This is a genomic window from Zoogloea sp. (assembly GCF_028689785.1).
Classification (GTDB): domain Bacteria; phylum Pseudomonadota; class Gammaproteobacteria; order Burkholderiales; family Rhodocyclaceae; genus Zoogloea.
In genome coordinates, this window is the sequence record NZ_JAQVCN010000019.1 from 34,539 (window position 1) to 49,644 (window position 15,106).

A 15,106-nucleotide genomic window follows, 5' to 3' on the forward strand; every position below is an offset into this window, starting at 1 on the left:
CTGCGGGGCCTGTGGGGTCGGGTTCATTCGACCATGGACTTGTGATCACCGGCATGTCGATGATTTGACGTGCCGAGGTCAATAGACTCGACCCCACGGGCCCTCCCGTCCACCTCGGTAGCCTTCAGCGGGCTGCGGCCTGAGGGGCGTTGCTGTCTTTCCAGCCGCCGCCCAGGGCCTTGAAGAGATCCACCGACGAGGACAGCCGGGCTTGGCGGTTCTGCACCCAGGCCACGGTGGCGTCGTTGCTGGTGCGCTGGGCGGTCAGCACTTCCAGGTAGGGCGAATAGCCACTGTCGTAGCGGGTCTGGGCGAGATGCAGGCTGCGTTTGGCGGCCTGCATGGCCTGGTCTAGGGCTACTTCGCTTTCGCCGTTCTGGCGCACCGTGATCAGGGCATCGTTCACCTCCCGGAAGGCGGTTTGCACCGACTTGCGGTAGGCCTCCAGGCTCTGCTTCTGCTGGGCGCTGACCTGTTCCACCTGGGCACGCAGACGGCCACCTTCGAAGATCGGCTGGGTCAGGCCTGCTCCGATGGACCACACCGCTGAGGCCGGGCTGAACAGGTCGGACAGGTCGCGGCTTTCCCGGCCGAAGGTGCCGGTCAGGGTGATGCTTGGGAACAGGGCGGCCTTGGCCACGCCGATCCTGGCATTGGCGGCGATCAGGTCGGTTTCGGCCTTGCGCACGTCGGGGCGGGTTTCGAGCAGGCTTGAGGGCAGGCCGGCGGGCGGCACCGGCGGCACTGGCAGGCTGCGCAGATCCCCCGGGGCCACCTTCAGGCCAGGTTGGCCGACCAGCAGGCCGAGCAGGCTTTCGGCGAGCGCACGGCTCTTTTCCAGTTGAACCTGGGCTGCGGTGTAGGTGGCCAGGGCGCCTTCGGCCTGCTGTACGTCCAGTTGCGAGACGTAGCCCCGATCGAAGCGGATGCGGGTCAGCTGGGTGCTCTTTGCCTGGCTGCTCACCGAATCGCGGTTGGCGAGTAGCTGGGCGTCGATGCTGCGCAGGTTGAGGTAGGCCTGGGTGACGCTGGCTGCGAGACTCAGAGACACGGTTTCGCTGGCGTAGCGAGTGCCCAGGGCCTGGGCTCGGGCGCCCTCGGAGGCGCGCCTCAGCTTGCCCCACACATCCAGCTCGAAGGACGTGGACAGGCCGATCTTGTTGGTGTTGCGCACCAGCCCGCTGGGCGGGTTGGTGTTGGGCAGGATGGTCCGGCTGCGAGATACGCCGGCGTTGGCATCGACCTGGGGCAGCAGGGCGGCATTTACCTGGCGCAGCACGGCGTCGGCCTCTTCGATGCGGGCGGCGGCACTCAGGGCATCGGGGCTGCTGGCCAGCGCCTGATCCACCAGGGTGTCGAGCTGAGCATCACCGAACAGGGCCCACCAGCGGCCGGCCAGCGCTGGGGTGCTGGCTGGTGTGCTTGCGACGGCCTCATTGGCGTAGCTGTCGGGCAGGGTCAGTCGGGCGTCGGGGCGCTGGTAGTCAGGGCCGATGGCACAGCCGGCCAGGGCCAGTGGAATGGCGAGGGCGAGCAGGGTCAGACGGGGGCGGATCACGGCTTCACCTCCTTGGTGCTGGTGTGGTTGTGGGGCAGGTGACCCGCCGGATGACGCGCCTTGCCGCGGCTTAGCCACTTGAAGAACAGCGGAATGAAGATGGTCGCGATGAAGGTGGCGGCGATCATGCCCCCCACCACGCCGGTACCCATCGAGCGTCGTGCCGCTGCGCCGGCCCCGGACGAGATGGCCAGGGGCAGCACGCCAAGGATGAAGGCCAGGGAGGTCATCACGATGGGCCGGAAGCGCAGGCGGGCTGCCTCGATGGCCGCGTCTACCACGCTCATGCCCTCAGCCTGCTTTTGGGCCGCGAACTCGACGATCAGGATGGCATTTTTTGCCGCCAGGCCGATGAGCACCACCAGGCCGATCTGGAAGTAGATGTCGTTGGGCATGTTGCGCATCAGCACGGCCACCAGTGCACCGAGCATGGCGAAGGGCACTGCCATGATCACTGCCAGGGGCAGGGACCACTTTTCGTACTGGGCCGCCAGGATCAGGAAAACCATGATGATGCCGAACACGAAGGCGATGATGGAGGCGCTGCCGGTGCGCTTTTCCTGGAAGGCTTGGCCGACCCATTCGGTGCGGTAGCCCTCGGGCAGGCTGGCGCGGGCGACTTCCTCGACGGCCTTGATGGCATCGCCGGAGCTGTAGCCCGGAGCTGCGTTGCCCATTACCTTGGCAGCCACGAAGCCGTTGAAACGCTCCACCATCTCGGCGCCGGTGATGGTCTTCACGGAGGCCACGGCCGACAGGGGAACCATGGTGCCGGCGGCAGTACGCACGTAAGGCTTCAGCAGGTCTTCCGGCTTCATGCGGTAGGCGGAGTCAGCCGACAGCTGGACCTTGTAGGTCTTGCCGCTACGGTTGAAGTCGTTCACGTAAAGGGTGCCGGTGCTGGCCTGCAGGGTGGCGTAGATGCTCTCCAGGGGGATGCCCATGGACAGGGCCTTGGGTTCATCCACTTCCACGTACAGCTGAGGTGCGGTGACCCGGAAGAAGGTGTTGATGCCTGTCAGCTCGGGGCGCTGCTTGAGGGCTTCGACGAACTGGGCATTGACGGTGGCCAGGGTGCGCGGGTCACCGTCGGCACGGTTCTGCACATATACCTCGAAGCCGCCGGCGGTGCCGAGGCCCTGGATGGGGGGCGGATTGAAGACCAGCCCCATGCCGTCCGGCAGGCTCATGCCGATACCCATGAACTTGCCCGCCATTTCGGGTGTGGTTACCGTCCGCTGGTCCCAGGGCTTGAAGATGATGAAAGTGGTGGCGACGCTGGGGCGGTTGTTGCCGGTGATGAAGTCGACGCCATTGATGAAGAAGATGTTCTCGATGTCGTCGGACATGACGCGCTCGCGCATCTGCTCGGCCGCTACACCGGTGCGCTGGGTGGATGCGCCGTCCGGCAGGGTGACGAAGCCGAACAGGTAGCCCTGGTCCTCGGCCGGTACGAAGCTGCCCGGCACGACGCGCAGCAGGCCTACGGCAGCGGCGATGGTGAGCAGGAACACCAGGGTGCCGATGATGCCATGGCGCAGGGTCAGGCCAACGGTGTTGGTGTAGCTGCGGGTGAAGCGCTCGAAGAGGCGGTTGAAGGGCCGGAAAAGGGGCTTTTCTTCATGGGTGGGCTTGAGCAGCAGGGCACACAGGGCCGGGGTGAGGGTCAGGGCAACGATGCCCGAGATCACCACGGCCACGGCCACTGTTACCGCGAACTGCTTGTACAGCACCCCGGCAATGCCGCCCAGGAAGGCTACCGGGACGAACACCGCGCACAGCACCAGCACGATGGCGATCACCGCACCCGACACCTCGCGCATGGCTTCGATGGCGGCGTCCTTGGGAGACATCTTCTGCTCGCTCATCAGACGCTCGACGTTCTCGAGCACGACGATGGCGTCATCCACCACGATGCCGATGGCCAGCACCATGGCGAACAGGGTCAGGGTGTTGATGGAGAAACCGAACAGCCACATGCCGGCGAAGGTGCCGATCAGGGACACGGGCACCGCCACGACCGGGATCAGGGTGGCGCGCCAGTTCTGCAGGAACAGATAGACCACGGCGATCACCAGGATCGCTGCTTCGATCAGGGTGTGGGTTACCTCCTTGGCCGATTCCTGGATGAAGCGGGTGGTGTCGTAGGGGACGAAGTACTCGATGCCCTTGGGGAACTGCTTGGACATCTCATCCAGGCGGGCCCGCACGTTCTTGGCGGTTTCCAGAGCATTGGCGCCAGACTGCAGATAGATGCCCATGCCCGACACCGGGGCGCCGTTCACGCGGGCGCTGCGATCGTAGCCGTCGGCCCCCAGCTCCAGGCGTGCCACGTCCTTCAGGCGTACCACACCGTTGGGGCCCTCGGCGCGCAGCACGATGTTGCCGAAGTCGTCCGGGGTCAGCAGGCGGCCTTTGGCCGTGACGGTATAGGTGAGCTGCTGGCCATTGATCACCGGCTCGGCGCCGATCTTGCCGGCGGCATTCTGGGTGTTCTGAACCCGGATGGCGGCGGCCACGTCGGAGGTGGTGATGCCCATCTTGGCCATCACATCGGGTTTCAGCCACACGCGCATGGCGTAGACAGGGTCAAACTGCTGGGCATCGCCCACGCCGGGGATGCGGCGGATTTCCTCGACGATGTTGATGGAGACGTAGTTGGACAGGTAGAGGGCGTCGTAGGTGTTGTCGGGCGAGCGCAGGGCCGCAAACATCAGGATGTTGTTGGAGCGCTTCTGGACCAGCACGCCGGTCCGCCGCACGTCATCGGGCAGGCGCGGTTCGGCCACCTTGACCCGGTTGTTCACGGCGATCAGGGCCGTGTCGGGGTTGGTGCCCACCTCGAAGGTGGCGGTGATGCTGACCGTACCGTTGGAGGTGCTCTGGGAGTTGTAGTAAAGCAGGCCTTCAACGCCCGACAGCTGCTCCTCGATGGGTGCAGCGACGGTTTTGGAGAGGGTCTCGGCGTTGGCGCCGGGGAAGGTGGCGGAGATGATCACCGTGGGCGGCGTGATCTCGGGGTACTGAGCCACCGGCAGGGTGAGGGAGGCCATGAGGCCTGCGATCACGATGACGATGGAGATGACCGAGGCAAAGATCGGCCGGCTGATGAAGAAGCGTGACATGGATGGCGACCCCCTCAACCCTTGGCCGGCGCAGCCGGGGCGGCAGCCGGCTTGGCACCGGGGCCTTCACCCGGCGCGTGGGGCGCCACCGGCGCACCCGGACGGGTCTTGATCAGGTTGTCGATGATGACCTTGTCGCCGGCCTTGAGGCCGCCGAGGATTACCCAGTCCTTGCCGCTCCATTGGCCGGTCTTGACGGGCCGCGGTTCGACCTTGTTGTCGGCGTTGGCGAGCATCACCACCGCGCCCTTGTCGCTTTGTATCACGGCGTTCTGGGGGACGAGGAAGACGCCGTCACGGTCACCGGTGAGGAGCCGTGCCCGCACGAACTGGCCGGGGAGCAGGGCGCCGTCGGGGTTGGGGAACTCGCCGCGCAGTTGCAGGGTGCCGAGGGTCGGGCTGACCTGGCTTGCTGCAAAGTTCAGCTTGCCGCGTACCGGGTAGGTGCTGCCGTCGGGCAGGATCAGTTCGACGCCACGCACCACCTGGGGTTTGAAGCGACCGCTGGGGGTGGCGGCATCGAGTTCGGCCTCGGACACCGAGAAGCGTACCCACATGGGGTTGAGCTGGACGACGCTGGTCACCAGGCTGTTGGTGGCCACCAGGTTGCCCTCGGAGATGACGGCGCGGCCGCTGGTGCCGGCTACCGGGGCGGTCACGGTGGACCAGCCCAGGTTGAGCTCGGCCTGGCGCAGGGCGGCGTCGGCCGACTGCACGGCAGCCAGGGCGGCGGCCTTGTCGGAACCGGCCGTGTCATACTCGCGCTGGCTGATGGCCTGCTCGGCGAGCAGACCCTTCAGGCGGGCGGCTTCCCGGTCGGCCTGTTCGGCGCGGGCCTTGGCCTGGGCCAGGTTGGCCCGGGCCTGGGCGACGGCCACTTCGAAGGGTGCCTTGTCGAGCTGGAACAGGGGCTGGCCGGCCTTGACCGGGCTGCCTTCCTCGAACAGGCGCTTCATGACGATGCCGCCGACGCGGGCACGGACTTCCACTTCACGGGCGCCCTCGGTCTGGGCAACGGCCTCGACATTGCTTTCCACTTTGGTCGGCTTCATCTCGAGGACGGTGACGGGCAGGGCCGGCATGGCGCCGCCCGGCGGGCCGGCGGGTGGCTGATCCTTGCCGGAACAGGCCGACAGGACAAGCGCAGACAGGGCAATGACGGGCAGTGAGGAACGCAGGGCGCGGGGAAGGGGCGTTGAGCGGACAGTCACGGAGGCCTCCAGGGGCTGGATTTTTGGTTGGTATTGGGGCATAGTTTATACATTCAAGAATGTATGTAAAGGCTTTTGCCACAACCTGGATGTGATTGCAGGCATGTCAAATGGTTCGTAAAACCAAGGAGGAAGCCGATCTTACCCGCCGCCAGATCATCGATGCTGCACGGCGTGTGTTTCTAGAGTGCGGTGTGAGCCACACAACCCTGGAAAAGGTTGCTGCCGCTGCAGGGGTGACTCGGGGGGCGGTGTATTGGCACTTCCGCAACAAGACCGAGCTGTTTTTCGCCATGCGCGAGCAGGCCATCCTGCCCTTCATCGATCGGGTGGTCTTCGACGAAGCAGATGAAGATCCGCTGCAGGGGATAGGTACGGCACTGCAGGAGATCATTCATATCCTGGAAGACCAGGTGGCTACCCGCGAAACTTTCGAGATCATCAGTTTCAAGTGCGAGTACGTGCGGGAGCTGACGCCGATGATGTACTGCACGGATGGGCAGCTGACCTTTCTGACGCAGCTCACCGATGCCTACCGGCGGGCGGCTCGGAAGGGCGTTCTACGCCCTGGTCCGACTCCCGAGGACCTTGCCCACGACACTTTCCTGTTTGTTGGGGGGCTGATCAAGCACTGGCTGGCGGGTAGGCCGGATGAGCGTTTCCGTACCGATGCGGTCGCCCTGATTCGCACCCACATAGCCTTGCGCCGGGCTTGAGCGGGTCAGGCCGGGCCGGTGCCTCCGGCCTGCTCCAGCCACTTGAGCAGGGTGGCGTAGAGGCGCTCTGGGTCCACCGGCTTGCTGACGAAGTCGTTCATGCCCGCTGCGAGGCAGCGAGCCTGGTCTTCGCCGAAGGCGTTGGCCGTCATGGCGATGATGGGCAGGCTATTGGCCGAGTGGGTCTCGCGGATGCGCCGGGTGGCCTCAAGGCCATCCATCACCGGCATCTGCATGTCCATCAACACCAGGGCGTAGCCCGGATTGTCTCCCTGCAGCCGCTCGACGGCTTGCTGGCCGTTGTCCAGCACATCCAGCTCCAGCCCGATTTCCGCAATCAGATCCCGGGCGACCTCCTGGTTGACCATGTCGTCCTCCACCAGCAGCAGTCGGGCATGGGCATGGTGCTGGCGCAGGGTGGCCTCGGCTGTCTCGTCGTCGGTGGTGGCGGCAGTGGCGGCGGGGCTGATGTCGGTTTCGGCGAGGCGTGGCAGGCGGGCGGTGAACCAGAAGCGGCTGCCCTGGCCGGGGGTGCTCTCGCCGCCGGCATCGCCGCCCATGAGGCGAGCCAGGCGCCGGGTGATGGCGAGACCCAGGCCGGTTCCGCCATGGATCCGGGTGGTGGAGCTGTCTGCCTGCCGAAAAGGCTCGAACAGCTCGGCCATGGTGTCCGCCGGGATTCCGGCCCCTGTGTCGCGTACCTCGAAGCGTAAGCGCAGCCCTTTGGCGTTCTCGTCTTCCTGGGTGATCGACAGGCGGACGCTGCCCTGTTCGGTGAACTTGATGGCATTGCCGGCGAGGTTGAGAAAGGCCTGGGTGAGGCGGGTGCGGTCGCCGGACAGCAGCGGCAAGGGCGGGGTGTCGATTTGTAGGTCGATGCCCTTGTCCCGGGCCTGCTCGCCGAGCAGGGAGATGATGCTGGCGCCGAGCACGCGCAGATCTACCGGCTGGGCTTCCAGGACCAGCTTGTCCGCTTCGATCTTGGAAAAGTCGAGGATGTTGCTGATCACCGACAGCAGATGGCGGGCGGCGTCGCCGATCCTGCCGAGCTTGTCGAGCAGTTCCTGATCGTTGCTCCGCCGACGCAGCAGGTGGGTGAGGCCGACGATGGCGTTGAGTGGGGTCCGTATCTCATGGCTCATGTTGGCGAGAAACTCGGATTTCGCCCGGCTGGCTGCGGCTGCGGCTTTGTTGGCCGCCAGCAATTCCACTGTGCGGGCCTCGACCAGTTGTTCGAGGTGGTCCCGGTAGCCCTCCAGCTCGGCTTCCGCTTTGCAGCGCTCTTCGATCTCGAACTGGAGGGCGGTGAATGCCGCATCCCGGGCTCTGTTGTGACCAACGATGCTGCGCGAGGCCAGCACGCCCGCGATGATCACGCCTGAGCCGGCTAGAGCAGCGGCAATCAGCAGGCCGATGCGGCTCATGTCGAGTTGCCGGGTCAGCTCTGCGGCGGCGGCGTCAGTGCGGCGGGTGTTGATGTCGGTGAGCTTGCGCAGGCTCAGGGCCAGTAGTTTGCCGTGTTCTTCTTGCAGCGCAGCTTCGATGCTGGCTGTGTCCGCTTTGCCGGCACGCAGGGCGATGACTCGTGCCATGTCTGCCTGGTAAAGCTTCATGTAGCGGTCGACGCTGTCGAGCACGGCTCTTTCGCTTTCGTCGAGCTGCCCCAGAGCGCGGTAGCTGGTCAGATAGCCCTCCAGGCGTTCGATCTCGGCCTGGAAGCGCTCCGCTTCGTCACCCCCTTCGCGCACGAAATTGTTGAAGTGCTCGGTGGCCAACCCCAGGCGCAGGGCGCTACGCAGCATCACCTGATGCCGGCCAGCGATCACCGTCGACATCTCCGTCCAGCTGCTGGAGAGTTGCGACAGGACGAAAAATGCCATCAGCACCACACCCAGCACGGCCAGCAGGGTAGTGCCGAAACCGATGATGAGTGCGTGCCGAACTCTCATTCTGCCGCGGCCTCCACCACCCGCCTGACATAGGCACCGACGGGGCTGGCGTACCACTTTTTATACACGGAAGAGGTGGCTTCGACGAAGGGGGTGCGATTGACTCGACTGATCTGTATGCCGCTGGCCACGAGCGCCTGCTGTGCCTCCTCCTCGCCCCGCCGGGCCATGGCCCGCTGCTGGGCGGTGGCCTCGTCGGCAGCGGCACGGATGATGTTCCGGTCCGCAACGGAGAGCGTGTTCCATGTGCGGAGACTCATCACAAAGGGCGTGATCTCGTACTTGTGGGCCGTCAGGGATAGGTAGGGTTGAACCTCCTGCAGCTTTGCGGAGCGGAAGTTGGTTAGGGGGTTCTCCTGGCCGTCGGCGGCACGCCTCTGCAGGGTTTGGTAGAGCGCGGCGAAGCGGATCTCGACGGGCCGGGCGCCCAGGGCGCGGACAATGTCAGTGGTGACGGGGTCGGCCGGGGTGCGGATCTTCAGCCCTGTGAAGTCGGCGGGTTTGAGCAAGGGGCGTACTGAATTGGAGAAATGCCGGATGCCGTTGTCCCAGAAACCGAGCAGGATGAAGCCGGCGTCGGCCATGCGTTGGGCTAACTGATCACCCAGAGGGCCATCCAGCAGCCGGAGGGCTCGCTCGGGCCGGTCGAAGAGGAAGGGTAGGCCGAAGGCGTTGATCTCGGGTACATAGGCCGAGATAGGCCCCTGGCTGTTGGCGGAGATGTCGAGGCTGCCATCCTTCAGGGCGGTAAGCATGGCCACGTCGTCACCGAAGCTGGCGCCGCCGAGCACTTCTACGGTGAGATGTCCGCCGCTGCGCGTCCTGACCGCTTCGGCAAAGTGACGCGAAGCACGGGCGCGCGGGTGGTCAGCGCTTTGCGCGTGCCCAAGGGTGAGTACCGTGTCGGCATGGGCCCGAGCCGGAAGGGCAAGGACGAGCGCCGCAAAGAGAGGTAGGAAAATGGCCTTCATGAGTGCTTATCGTCATTCGTGCAGGCAAACCTGAACACAATCATGGGTGTAAAGCACCACGGGCGGCCACGCCTCCCTGCAGCCCGCCCGAACGGCGCCGGACAGGCTGTTTCGAGCAGATCAGTAGGTGTAGAAGCCCTGGCCGGTCTTGCGGCCCAGGTAACCTGCATCCACCATCTCCCGCAGCAGGGGAGCCGGACGGTACTTGGGATCATTGAAGCCGTTATAGAACACTTCCATCACAGCCAGCATGGTGTCCAGACCGATGAGATCGGCCAGGGCCAGAGGGCCGATGGGGTGGTTGCAGCCGAGCTTCATGCCCTCATCGATGTCTGCCGCGGAGGCCAAGCCTTCCTGCAGGGCGAAGATTGCCTCGTTGATCATCGGACAGAGCAAGCGATTGACCACGAAGCCCGGGCTGTTCTTTACGGCGATCGGGGTCTTGCCGATGGCGCTGGCGAAGGCCTGGACAGCGGCTACGGTCTCGTCGGAGGTCTGCAGGCCGCGGATCAGTTCAACCAGGGCCATCAGCGGCACCGGGTTGAAGAAGTGCATGCCGATGAAGCGCGACGGGGTGGATACTGCTGCCGCGAGCTTGGTGATGGAGATTGACGAGGTGTTGGTGGCGATCACGGTGGTGGCCGGAACGATGCTGTCGATTTCCTTGAGGATGCGCAGCTTGAGGCCTTCGTTCTCGGTTGCCGCCTCGATCACCAGGTCGGTGCCGGCCAGGTCGGCGTAGGCGGTGGTGCCCTTGATGCGGGCCAGGGCGGCGGCTTTGTCGGCCTCTGAGATTTTTTCTTTCTTGACCATGCGGTCAAGGCTGCCGGAAACGGTTTTGATACCGCGATCGACCGCCTCGGCGGTGATGTCCACCATCACTACATTGACACCTGAGAGGGCGCAGACCTGGGCGATGCCATTGCCCATGGTGCCCGCACCGATAACGCCGATATTCTGAATTGCCATGCTGTAGCTCCTTGTTGCATTGATTTTTTGAGATGCTGTTTTCTTGCGCGGTGCGTACAAGTTCTACTGCCATTCCGCGCCGCACGAGGATACCCGAGTGGCCGGGGCGATGGCTTAAGAACACGCAAGCACGGCCCTTTTCGCCCTGATTTGATGCGAATGTCGCAAGCTTGGATGATGCGCCGCAAAATAAATTTGACGCAGTTAAGGTGATGGTCTAATATCTCTCCTCTCAGACGCGGGGTGGAGCAGTCTGGCAGCTCGTCGGGCTCATAACCCGAAGGTCGCAGGTTCAAATCCTGCCCCCGCAACCAGATTCATGCAAAAGGCCCGATCACTCAGGTGATCGGGCCTTTTGCTTTGGATTTTCGCACTGTTTCAGCCCCCGTCAGGGGATGGAGCTTCGCTGCCCGTCACTTCGTTGTCAGGGCGTCACGGGCTGCCACGGCCAGGTCCAGGGCGCGCAGGCGCAGGCCTGGATCGAAGATGTCGCAGACGAGCATCAGCTCGTCTGCGTTGGTGGCGGCCAGCAGGTGGGCCAGGCCGTGGCGTATCGTGTTGGGGCCGCCAATGACGGCAGCCCCGAGAAAGTCGCCAATGGCGGCGCGTTCCTCCGGGTGCAGCCCGGCCATGAAGTTCTCTTCCGGAGGCTGCAGACGTCGCCGGTCGCCTCGCAGGATGCCGAGAACGCGCCGGAAGGTACTGCTGGCGAGAAATTCGGCTTCTTCGTCGCTGGGTGCGGCGATCAGCGGGACGCCAATGATCACGTACGGGGCGGCGAGTTGGGCCGACGGGCGGAACTCGCGACGATAGAGTTCGATGGCCTGCAACAGAAGTCGCGGCGCAAAGTGGGAGGCGAAGGCGTAGGGCAAACCTCGGGCTGCGGCCAGACGGGCCGAGAAGAGGCTGGAGCCGAGGAGCCAGATGGGTACCTGGGTGCCGGCGCCGGGCATGGCGATGAGCTGTTGGCCGGGTTCGGCCGGGGCCAGCAGGTGTTGCAGTTCGGCTACGTCGCGGGGAAAGTCTTCCTCCCGTTCGATGCGGTCCCGGCGCAGGGCGCGCATGGTCAGCCCGTCGGTGCCGGGGGCGCGTCCGAGGCCCAGGTCGATCCGCCCGGGGTAGAGCTCGGCGAGGGTGCCGAAGGCTTCGGCAACCACTAGTGGGGCGTGATTGGGCAGCATGACGCCGCCCGAGCCGACCCGGATGGTCCGGGTGCCGCCAGCGATGTGGCCCACCAGCACAGCGGTGGCCGAACTGGCGATCCCGGCCATGTTGTGGTGTTCGGCCAGCCAGTAGCGGGTGAAGCCGAGTGCTTCGGCATGGCGTGCCGTGTGCAGGGAGATGGCCAGAGCGTCGGCCACGGTGCTCCCTTCACGGACGGCAACCAGGTCGAGAAAGGAGAGGGGGACGGGCGGCGTGGAGGTGGCGTTCATGCCCGCCAGTGTCCGCCAGAACACTGCGGCAGGGAAGCGTTGCGGCTGGGGGGCTTTCAGGCCAGCATCCACCAGTCGCCGTCCCAGCCCTCTGTGGCGTGGTAGACGCGTTCCTGCTCGACCATGCGCTGGCGTGTCTGCTTGATCTGTTCGGCGATGCTCAAGAAGGCGTCGACGACCTGGGAGTCGAACTGCTCGCCGCGTCGTTCGCGGATCATGGAGAACACTGTATCCACGGGCAGGGCTTTGCGATAGCTGCGGTCGTGGGTCAGAGCGTCGAAGAAGTCAGCGACGGCGACGATCCGCCCCGCTAGGGGGATGTCCCGACCGCACAGGCCGAGGGGGTAGCCGGCACCGTTGTAATGCTCATGGTGGGTCATGGCGATCTCGCTGGCGAGCTGGAGCAGGGGCTCATCTGACTGGCCGATGATGGCCGCACCGATCCGCGGGTGTTCGCGCATTAGTCGCCACTCTTCGGTGGTGAGCGGGCCGGTCTTGCTGAGGATGCTGTCGTGGATGCCGATCTTGCCAATGTCGTGCATCTGGGCCGCGCTTTCGAGCAGTTCGCACCAGGCGGGCGTACAGCCGAGGCCGGTGGCGATCAGGCCGGAATAGGCGCCGATCCGGGCGGTATGCAGTGGTGACTCGCCGTCCCGCTGCTCGGCGCGGCGGGCCAGATCGAAGAAGGCTTCTCGGTTGAGCTTGCGGATGGTGCTGACGGCCCGGTCTCTTTCCCGCTGGATCACTGCCATCTGGCCATGGGCCTGTTCAAGTTGGGCGCGGGCTGTGGAGGCCTCGTGCTCTGCTTCTTCAAGCAGTTTGGTGAGGCGCTCGAACGGGGGCACGGGGGGGAGGTCGAGAGGAGTCTTGGTTTGGGGCGTCATGGTTGTCAGATCAGGCCTTTCTAGGGCTTGGCATCTGGGATGGCTGGGATCTCCCGTGCAATGTAGTTCATGTCTAAACGTTAAATACGTTAAATTCGCCACAATCATTGCGATTGCTGAGGTGATTTGCAAACTATTGTGCAGGCTTGCGGCTCCTCCTGGTTTGCTTGAACCAATCCCCGGAGCGCTATTTGCGCGCTCCAGCGGGTGGGTTTCGGGGGGGAGTCCGGGGTACACTCGCGCCCTTTCGGATGCAGTGCCGGGCCAGGAGGCCGGCCTGCAGATTGTGGAGGGTTTTCCTCGATGACCATCGACTGGGCGCATTTCACGCCAGCGGCGTCCCTTGGCGGCGGGGGGCTGATCGGGCTTGCTGCGGCGATCCTGTTCATCGGCAGTCGCCGGATCGCCGGCATCAGCGGGATTTTTGGCGAGGTTCTGAACGGCGCTCGTGACGGGATGGGCTGGCGGCTGGCCTTTCTGGCCGGGTTGCTGGCGGCGCCCTGGGTGGTGCCGGGGCTGGTGGAGGGTACCGGGACGGCGCGTTTCGGGGTGTCCTTGCCGGTGTTGTTTGTCGCGGGCCTGCTCACCGGCTACGGCACGCGCATTGCCCGCGGCTGCACCAGTGGTCACGGGGTGTGCGGTCTGTCGCGCCTGTCGCCCCGCTCGCTGGTGGCGGTATTGTGTTTCATGGCCTCGGGCATGGTCACCGTGACCGTGCTGCGACTCTTGACCGGAGCGGCGCCATGAGTGGCTTGGTGGTGTGGCTGGTGCCACTGGTGGCCGGGCTCTTGTTCGGTATTGGGTTGATGCTGTCGGGTATGGTCGAACCGGGCAAGGTGCAGGCCTTCCTGGACGTGGGCGGGCGCTGGGATCCCTCGCTGGCGCTGGTGATGGGCGGTGCGATTGCCGTGGCGCTGCCGGTGTTCCAGTTGGCCAGACGGCGTCATCCGTCGGCCCCCCACGGCCCGGTGGATGGGCGCCTGATCATCGGCAGCGTGCTTTTCGGGCTTGGCTGGGGGCTGTCGGGCTACTGCCCGGGGCCGGCCCTGGTGGCTGCCAGCGGTGGCAGCGGTGAGGCCCTTGCCTATGTGATGGCGATGGGCCTTGGCATGATCGCAGGCAACCGTTTCGGAGCGCGGGAGTTGCGGCAGACTTAAGGGCCGGCGGCCAGGTGGTGGCCGGAAAACAGGACGGGATGACGGGCATGGCGTTGCGGATTGCAATCAACGGTTACGGACGGATCGGGCGGTGTTTCCTGAGGGCCCTGCTTGCCTCTCCGGTACGTGAGCATTTCGAGATAGTGGCCATCAATGAGCCGGCAGACCTGGAGAGCATGGCCTACCTGACGCGCTTCGACTCAACCCATGGCTGCTTTCCGGGCACAGTGGAGGTGGGGACGGGCAGCCTGTGTATCGATGGGTGGACGATTCCGGTCTTTCATGCCGACACGCCGGAGGGGGTGGCCTGGGGTGAGCTGGGCGTGGATGTGCTGGTCGAGGCCTCCGGCCGCTACAGCCAGCGCCAGGATCTGGAGCGCTTTCTGGTGGCCGGTTGCCGGCGTCTGCTGCTGTCGCACCCGGGGCAGACGGCGGAGGACGTGGATCAGACCATCGTGTTCGGCATGAATCACGAACGCCTCCGCGGCACGGAGCGCATCGTGTCGGCGGCGTCCTGTACCACCAACGCGATCGTGCCGGTGCTATCCATGCTGGATGAGGCCTTCGGGCTGGAGCACGCCATGCTCACCACCCTGCATTCGGTGATGAACGACCAGCCCTTGATCGACGGCTATCACCATACTGATCTGCACCGCACCCGCTCCGCCATGCAATCGATGATCCCGGTGTCCACGGGCTTGGCCAGGGGGGTGCAGCGCATGTTGCCGGGGCTGGCCGGGCGGATCGAGTCAAAGGCCATCCGGGTGCCGGTGGTGAATGTGTCGGCCATCGATCTGGTGGCTACCCTGCGTCGCGGCACGGACGCAGCGGAGGTGAAGGCCCTGCTGCGGGGGGCGGCGGAGGGCGGTGGAGCCGGGCGCATGATGTATACCGACCGACCCCATGCCTCCATCGATTTCAACCACAGCCCCCACTCGGCCATCATCGATGGCGGCCAGACCCGCCTGAGCGGCGATCGCCTGCTCAACCTGCTGGTGTGGTTCGACAACGAGTGGGGCTTTGCCAACCGGATGATCGATGTGGTGGCGTTCTGGGGACAGCGCATGGCGTGATATGGCCGGGGACCGGCCTCTGAACTGCCTGGCGAGCTCAGTGGCCTGCCAGATGGCTCA

At 65.1% G+C, this 15,106-nt stretch carries 12 protein-coding genes and 1 tRNA gene; 5 read left to right on the forward strand and 8 right to left on the reverse strand.

Annotated features, from left to right (window positions below):
* Window positions 1-124 precede the first annotated feature (124 nt).
* The 3 genes from PHI64_RS10565 to PHI64_RS10575 are packed head-to-tail and all read right to left on the reverse strand — an operon-like array spanning window position 125 to window position 5,894.
* Entirely contained in the window at window positions 125-1,558 is a 1,434-nt protein-coding gene (locus PHI64_RS10565) for an efflux transporter outer membrane subunit (RefSeq protein WP_299882391.1), read from the reverse strand.
* Complete coding sequence (locus PHI64_RS10570) at window positions 1,555-4,683, reverse strand: efflux RND transporter permease subunit (RefSeq protein WP_299882393.1); 3,129 nt, start codon at window positions 4,681-4,683, stop codon at window positions 1,555-1,557. Before PHI64_RS10570 ends, PHI64_RS10565 begins: the two co-directional genes overlap by 4 nt.
* A gap of 14 nt (window positions 4,684-4,697) precedes the next feature.
* Window positions 4,698-5,894, reverse strand: coding sequence for an efflux RND transporter periplasmic adaptor subunit (locus PHI64_RS10575; RefSeq protein WP_299882395.1), 1,197 nt, complete (start codon window positions 5,892-5,894; stop codon window positions 4,698-4,700).
* Between the two features lie 110 nt (window positions 5,895-6,004).
* Between PHI64_RS10575 and PHI64_RS10580 the strand changes: the two genes are divergently transcribed.
* Window positions 6,005-6,610: a TetR family transcriptional regulator gene (locus tag PHI64_RS10580; RefSeq protein ID WP_299882397.1), complete on the forward strand. Its 606-nt coding sequence runs from the start codon at window positions 6,005-6,007 to the stop codon at window positions 6,608-6,610.
* A gap of 5 nt (window positions 6,611-6,615) precedes the next feature.
* Here the strand turns inward: PHI64_RS10580 and PHI64_RS10585 are convergent, their stop codons facing one another.
* From PHI64_RS10585 to PHI64_RS10595, 3 genes are all read right to left on the reverse strand, one after another.
* Window positions 6,616-8,559: an ATP-binding protein gene (locus PHI64_RS10585; RefSeq protein WP_299882399.1), complete on the reverse strand. Its 1,944-nt coding sequence runs from the start codon at window positions 8,557-8,559 to the stop codon at window positions 6,616-6,618.
* Window positions 8,556-9,530 (reverse strand): TRAP transporter substrate-binding protein, encoded by a 975-nt coding sequence (locus PHI64_RS10590; protein ID WP_299882400.1) that lies wholly within the window; start codon window positions 9,528-9,530, stop codon window positions 8,556-8,558. Before PHI64_RS10590 ends, PHI64_RS10585 begins: the two co-directional genes overlap by 4 nt.
* A 120-nt stretch (window positions 9,531-9,650) precedes the next feature.
* On the reverse strand, window positions 9,651-10,499 hold the full coding sequence (locus tag PHI64_RS10595) for a 3-hydroxybutyryl-CoA dehydrogenase (RefSeq protein WP_299882402.1): 849 nt from the start codon (window positions 10,497-10,499) through the stop codon (window positions 9,651-9,653).
* Window positions 10,500-10,736: 237 nt separating this feature from the next.
* Between PHI64_RS10595 and PHI64_RS10600 the strand changes: the two genes are divergently transcribed.
* Window positions 10,737-10,813 (forward strand) — tRNA-Met (locus tag PHI64_RS10600).
* Between the two features lie 99 nt (window positions 10,814-10,912).
* Here PHI64_RS10600 and PHI64_RS10605 read toward each other — a convergent pair.
* Both PHI64_RS10605 and PHI64_RS10610 read right to left on the reverse strand, forming a co-directional pair.
* Window positions 10,913-11,932 (reverse strand): LLM class flavin-dependent oxidoreductase, encoded by a 1,020-nt coding sequence (locus PHI64_RS10605; RefSeq protein ID WP_299882404.1) that lies wholly within the window; start codon window positions 11,930-11,932, stop codon window positions 10,913-10,915.
* A gap of 56 nt (window positions 11,933-11,988) precedes the next feature.
* A complete protein-coding gene (locus PHI64_RS10610) occupies window positions 11,989-12,816 on the reverse strand; it encodes an HD domain-containing phosphohydrolase (RefSeq protein WP_299882407.1) in 828 nt (275 codons plus the stop codon).
* 303 nt (window positions 12,817-13,119) lie between these two features.
* On the opposite strand from PHI64_RS10610, the gene PHI64_RS10615 reads away from it, so the two are divergent.
* The 3 genes from PHI64_RS10615 to PHI64_RS10625 are packed head-to-tail and all read left to right on the forward strand — an operon-like array spanning window position 13,120 to window position 15,046.
* A complete protein-coding gene (locus PHI64_RS10615) occupies window positions 13,120-13,563 on the forward strand; it encodes a YeeE/YedE family protein (protein ID WP_299882409.1) in 444 nt (147 codons plus the stop codon).
* Entirely contained in the window at window positions 13,560-13,973 is a 414-nt protein-coding gene (locus tag PHI64_RS10620; protein WP_299882411.1) for a DUF6691 family protein, read from the forward strand. Before PHI64_RS10615 ends, PHI64_RS10620 begins: the two co-directional genes overlap by 4 nt.
* Window positions 13,974-14,020: 47 nt before the next feature.
* Window positions 14,021-15,046: a glyceraldehyde 3-phosphate dehydrogenase NAD-binding domain-containing protein gene (locus PHI64_RS10625; RefSeq protein ID WP_299882413.1), complete on the forward strand. Its 1,026-nt coding sequence runs from the start codon at window positions 14,021-14,023 to the stop codon at window positions 15,044-15,046.
* Window positions 15,047-15,106 lie beyond the last annotated feature (60 nt).

Bases quoted from the DNA above. Each gene is read 5' to 3' on its own strand.
- PHI64_RS10615 (WP_299882409.1), top strand. From the start codon at position 13,120: ATGACCATCGACTGGGCGCATTTCACGCCAGCGGCGTCCCTTGGCGGC.
- PHI64_RS10580 (WP_299882397.1), top strand. From the start codon at position 6,005: ATGGTTCGTAAAACCAAGGAGGAAGCCGATCTTACCCGCCGCCAGATC.
- PHI64_RS10595 (WP_299882402.1), bottom strand. From the start codon at position 10,499: ATGGCAATTCAGAATATCGGCGTTATCGGTGCGGGCACCATGGGCAAT.
- PHI64_RS10625 (WP_299882413.1), top strand. From the start codon at position 14,021: ATGGCGTTGCGGATTGCAATCAACGGTTACGGACGGATCGGGCGGTGT.
- PHI64_RS10610 (WP_299882407.1), bottom strand. From the start codon at position 12,816: ATGACGCCCCAAACCAAGACTCCTCTCGACCTCCCCCCCGTGCCCCCG.
- PHI64_RS10570 (WP_299882393.1), bottom strand. From the start codon at position 4,683: ATGTCACGCTTCTTCATCAGCCGGCCGATCTTTGCCTCGGTCATCTCC.
- PHI64_RS10620 (WP_299882411.1), top strand. From the start codon at position 13,560: ATGAGTGGCTTGGTGGTGTGGCTGGTGCCACTGGTGGCCGGGCTCTTG.
- PHI64_RS10585 (WP_299882399.1), bottom strand. From the start codon at position 8,559: ATGAGAGTTCGGCACGCACTCATCATCGGTTTCGGCACTACCCTGCTG.
- PHI64_RS10590 (WP_299882400.1), bottom strand. From the start codon at position 9,530: ATGAAGGCCATTTTCCTACCTCTCTTTGCGGCGCTCGTCCTTGCCCTT.
- PHI64_RS10605 (WP_299882404.1), bottom strand. From the start codon at position 11,932: ATGAACGCCACCTCCACGCCGCCCGTCCCCCTCTCCTTTCTCGACCTG.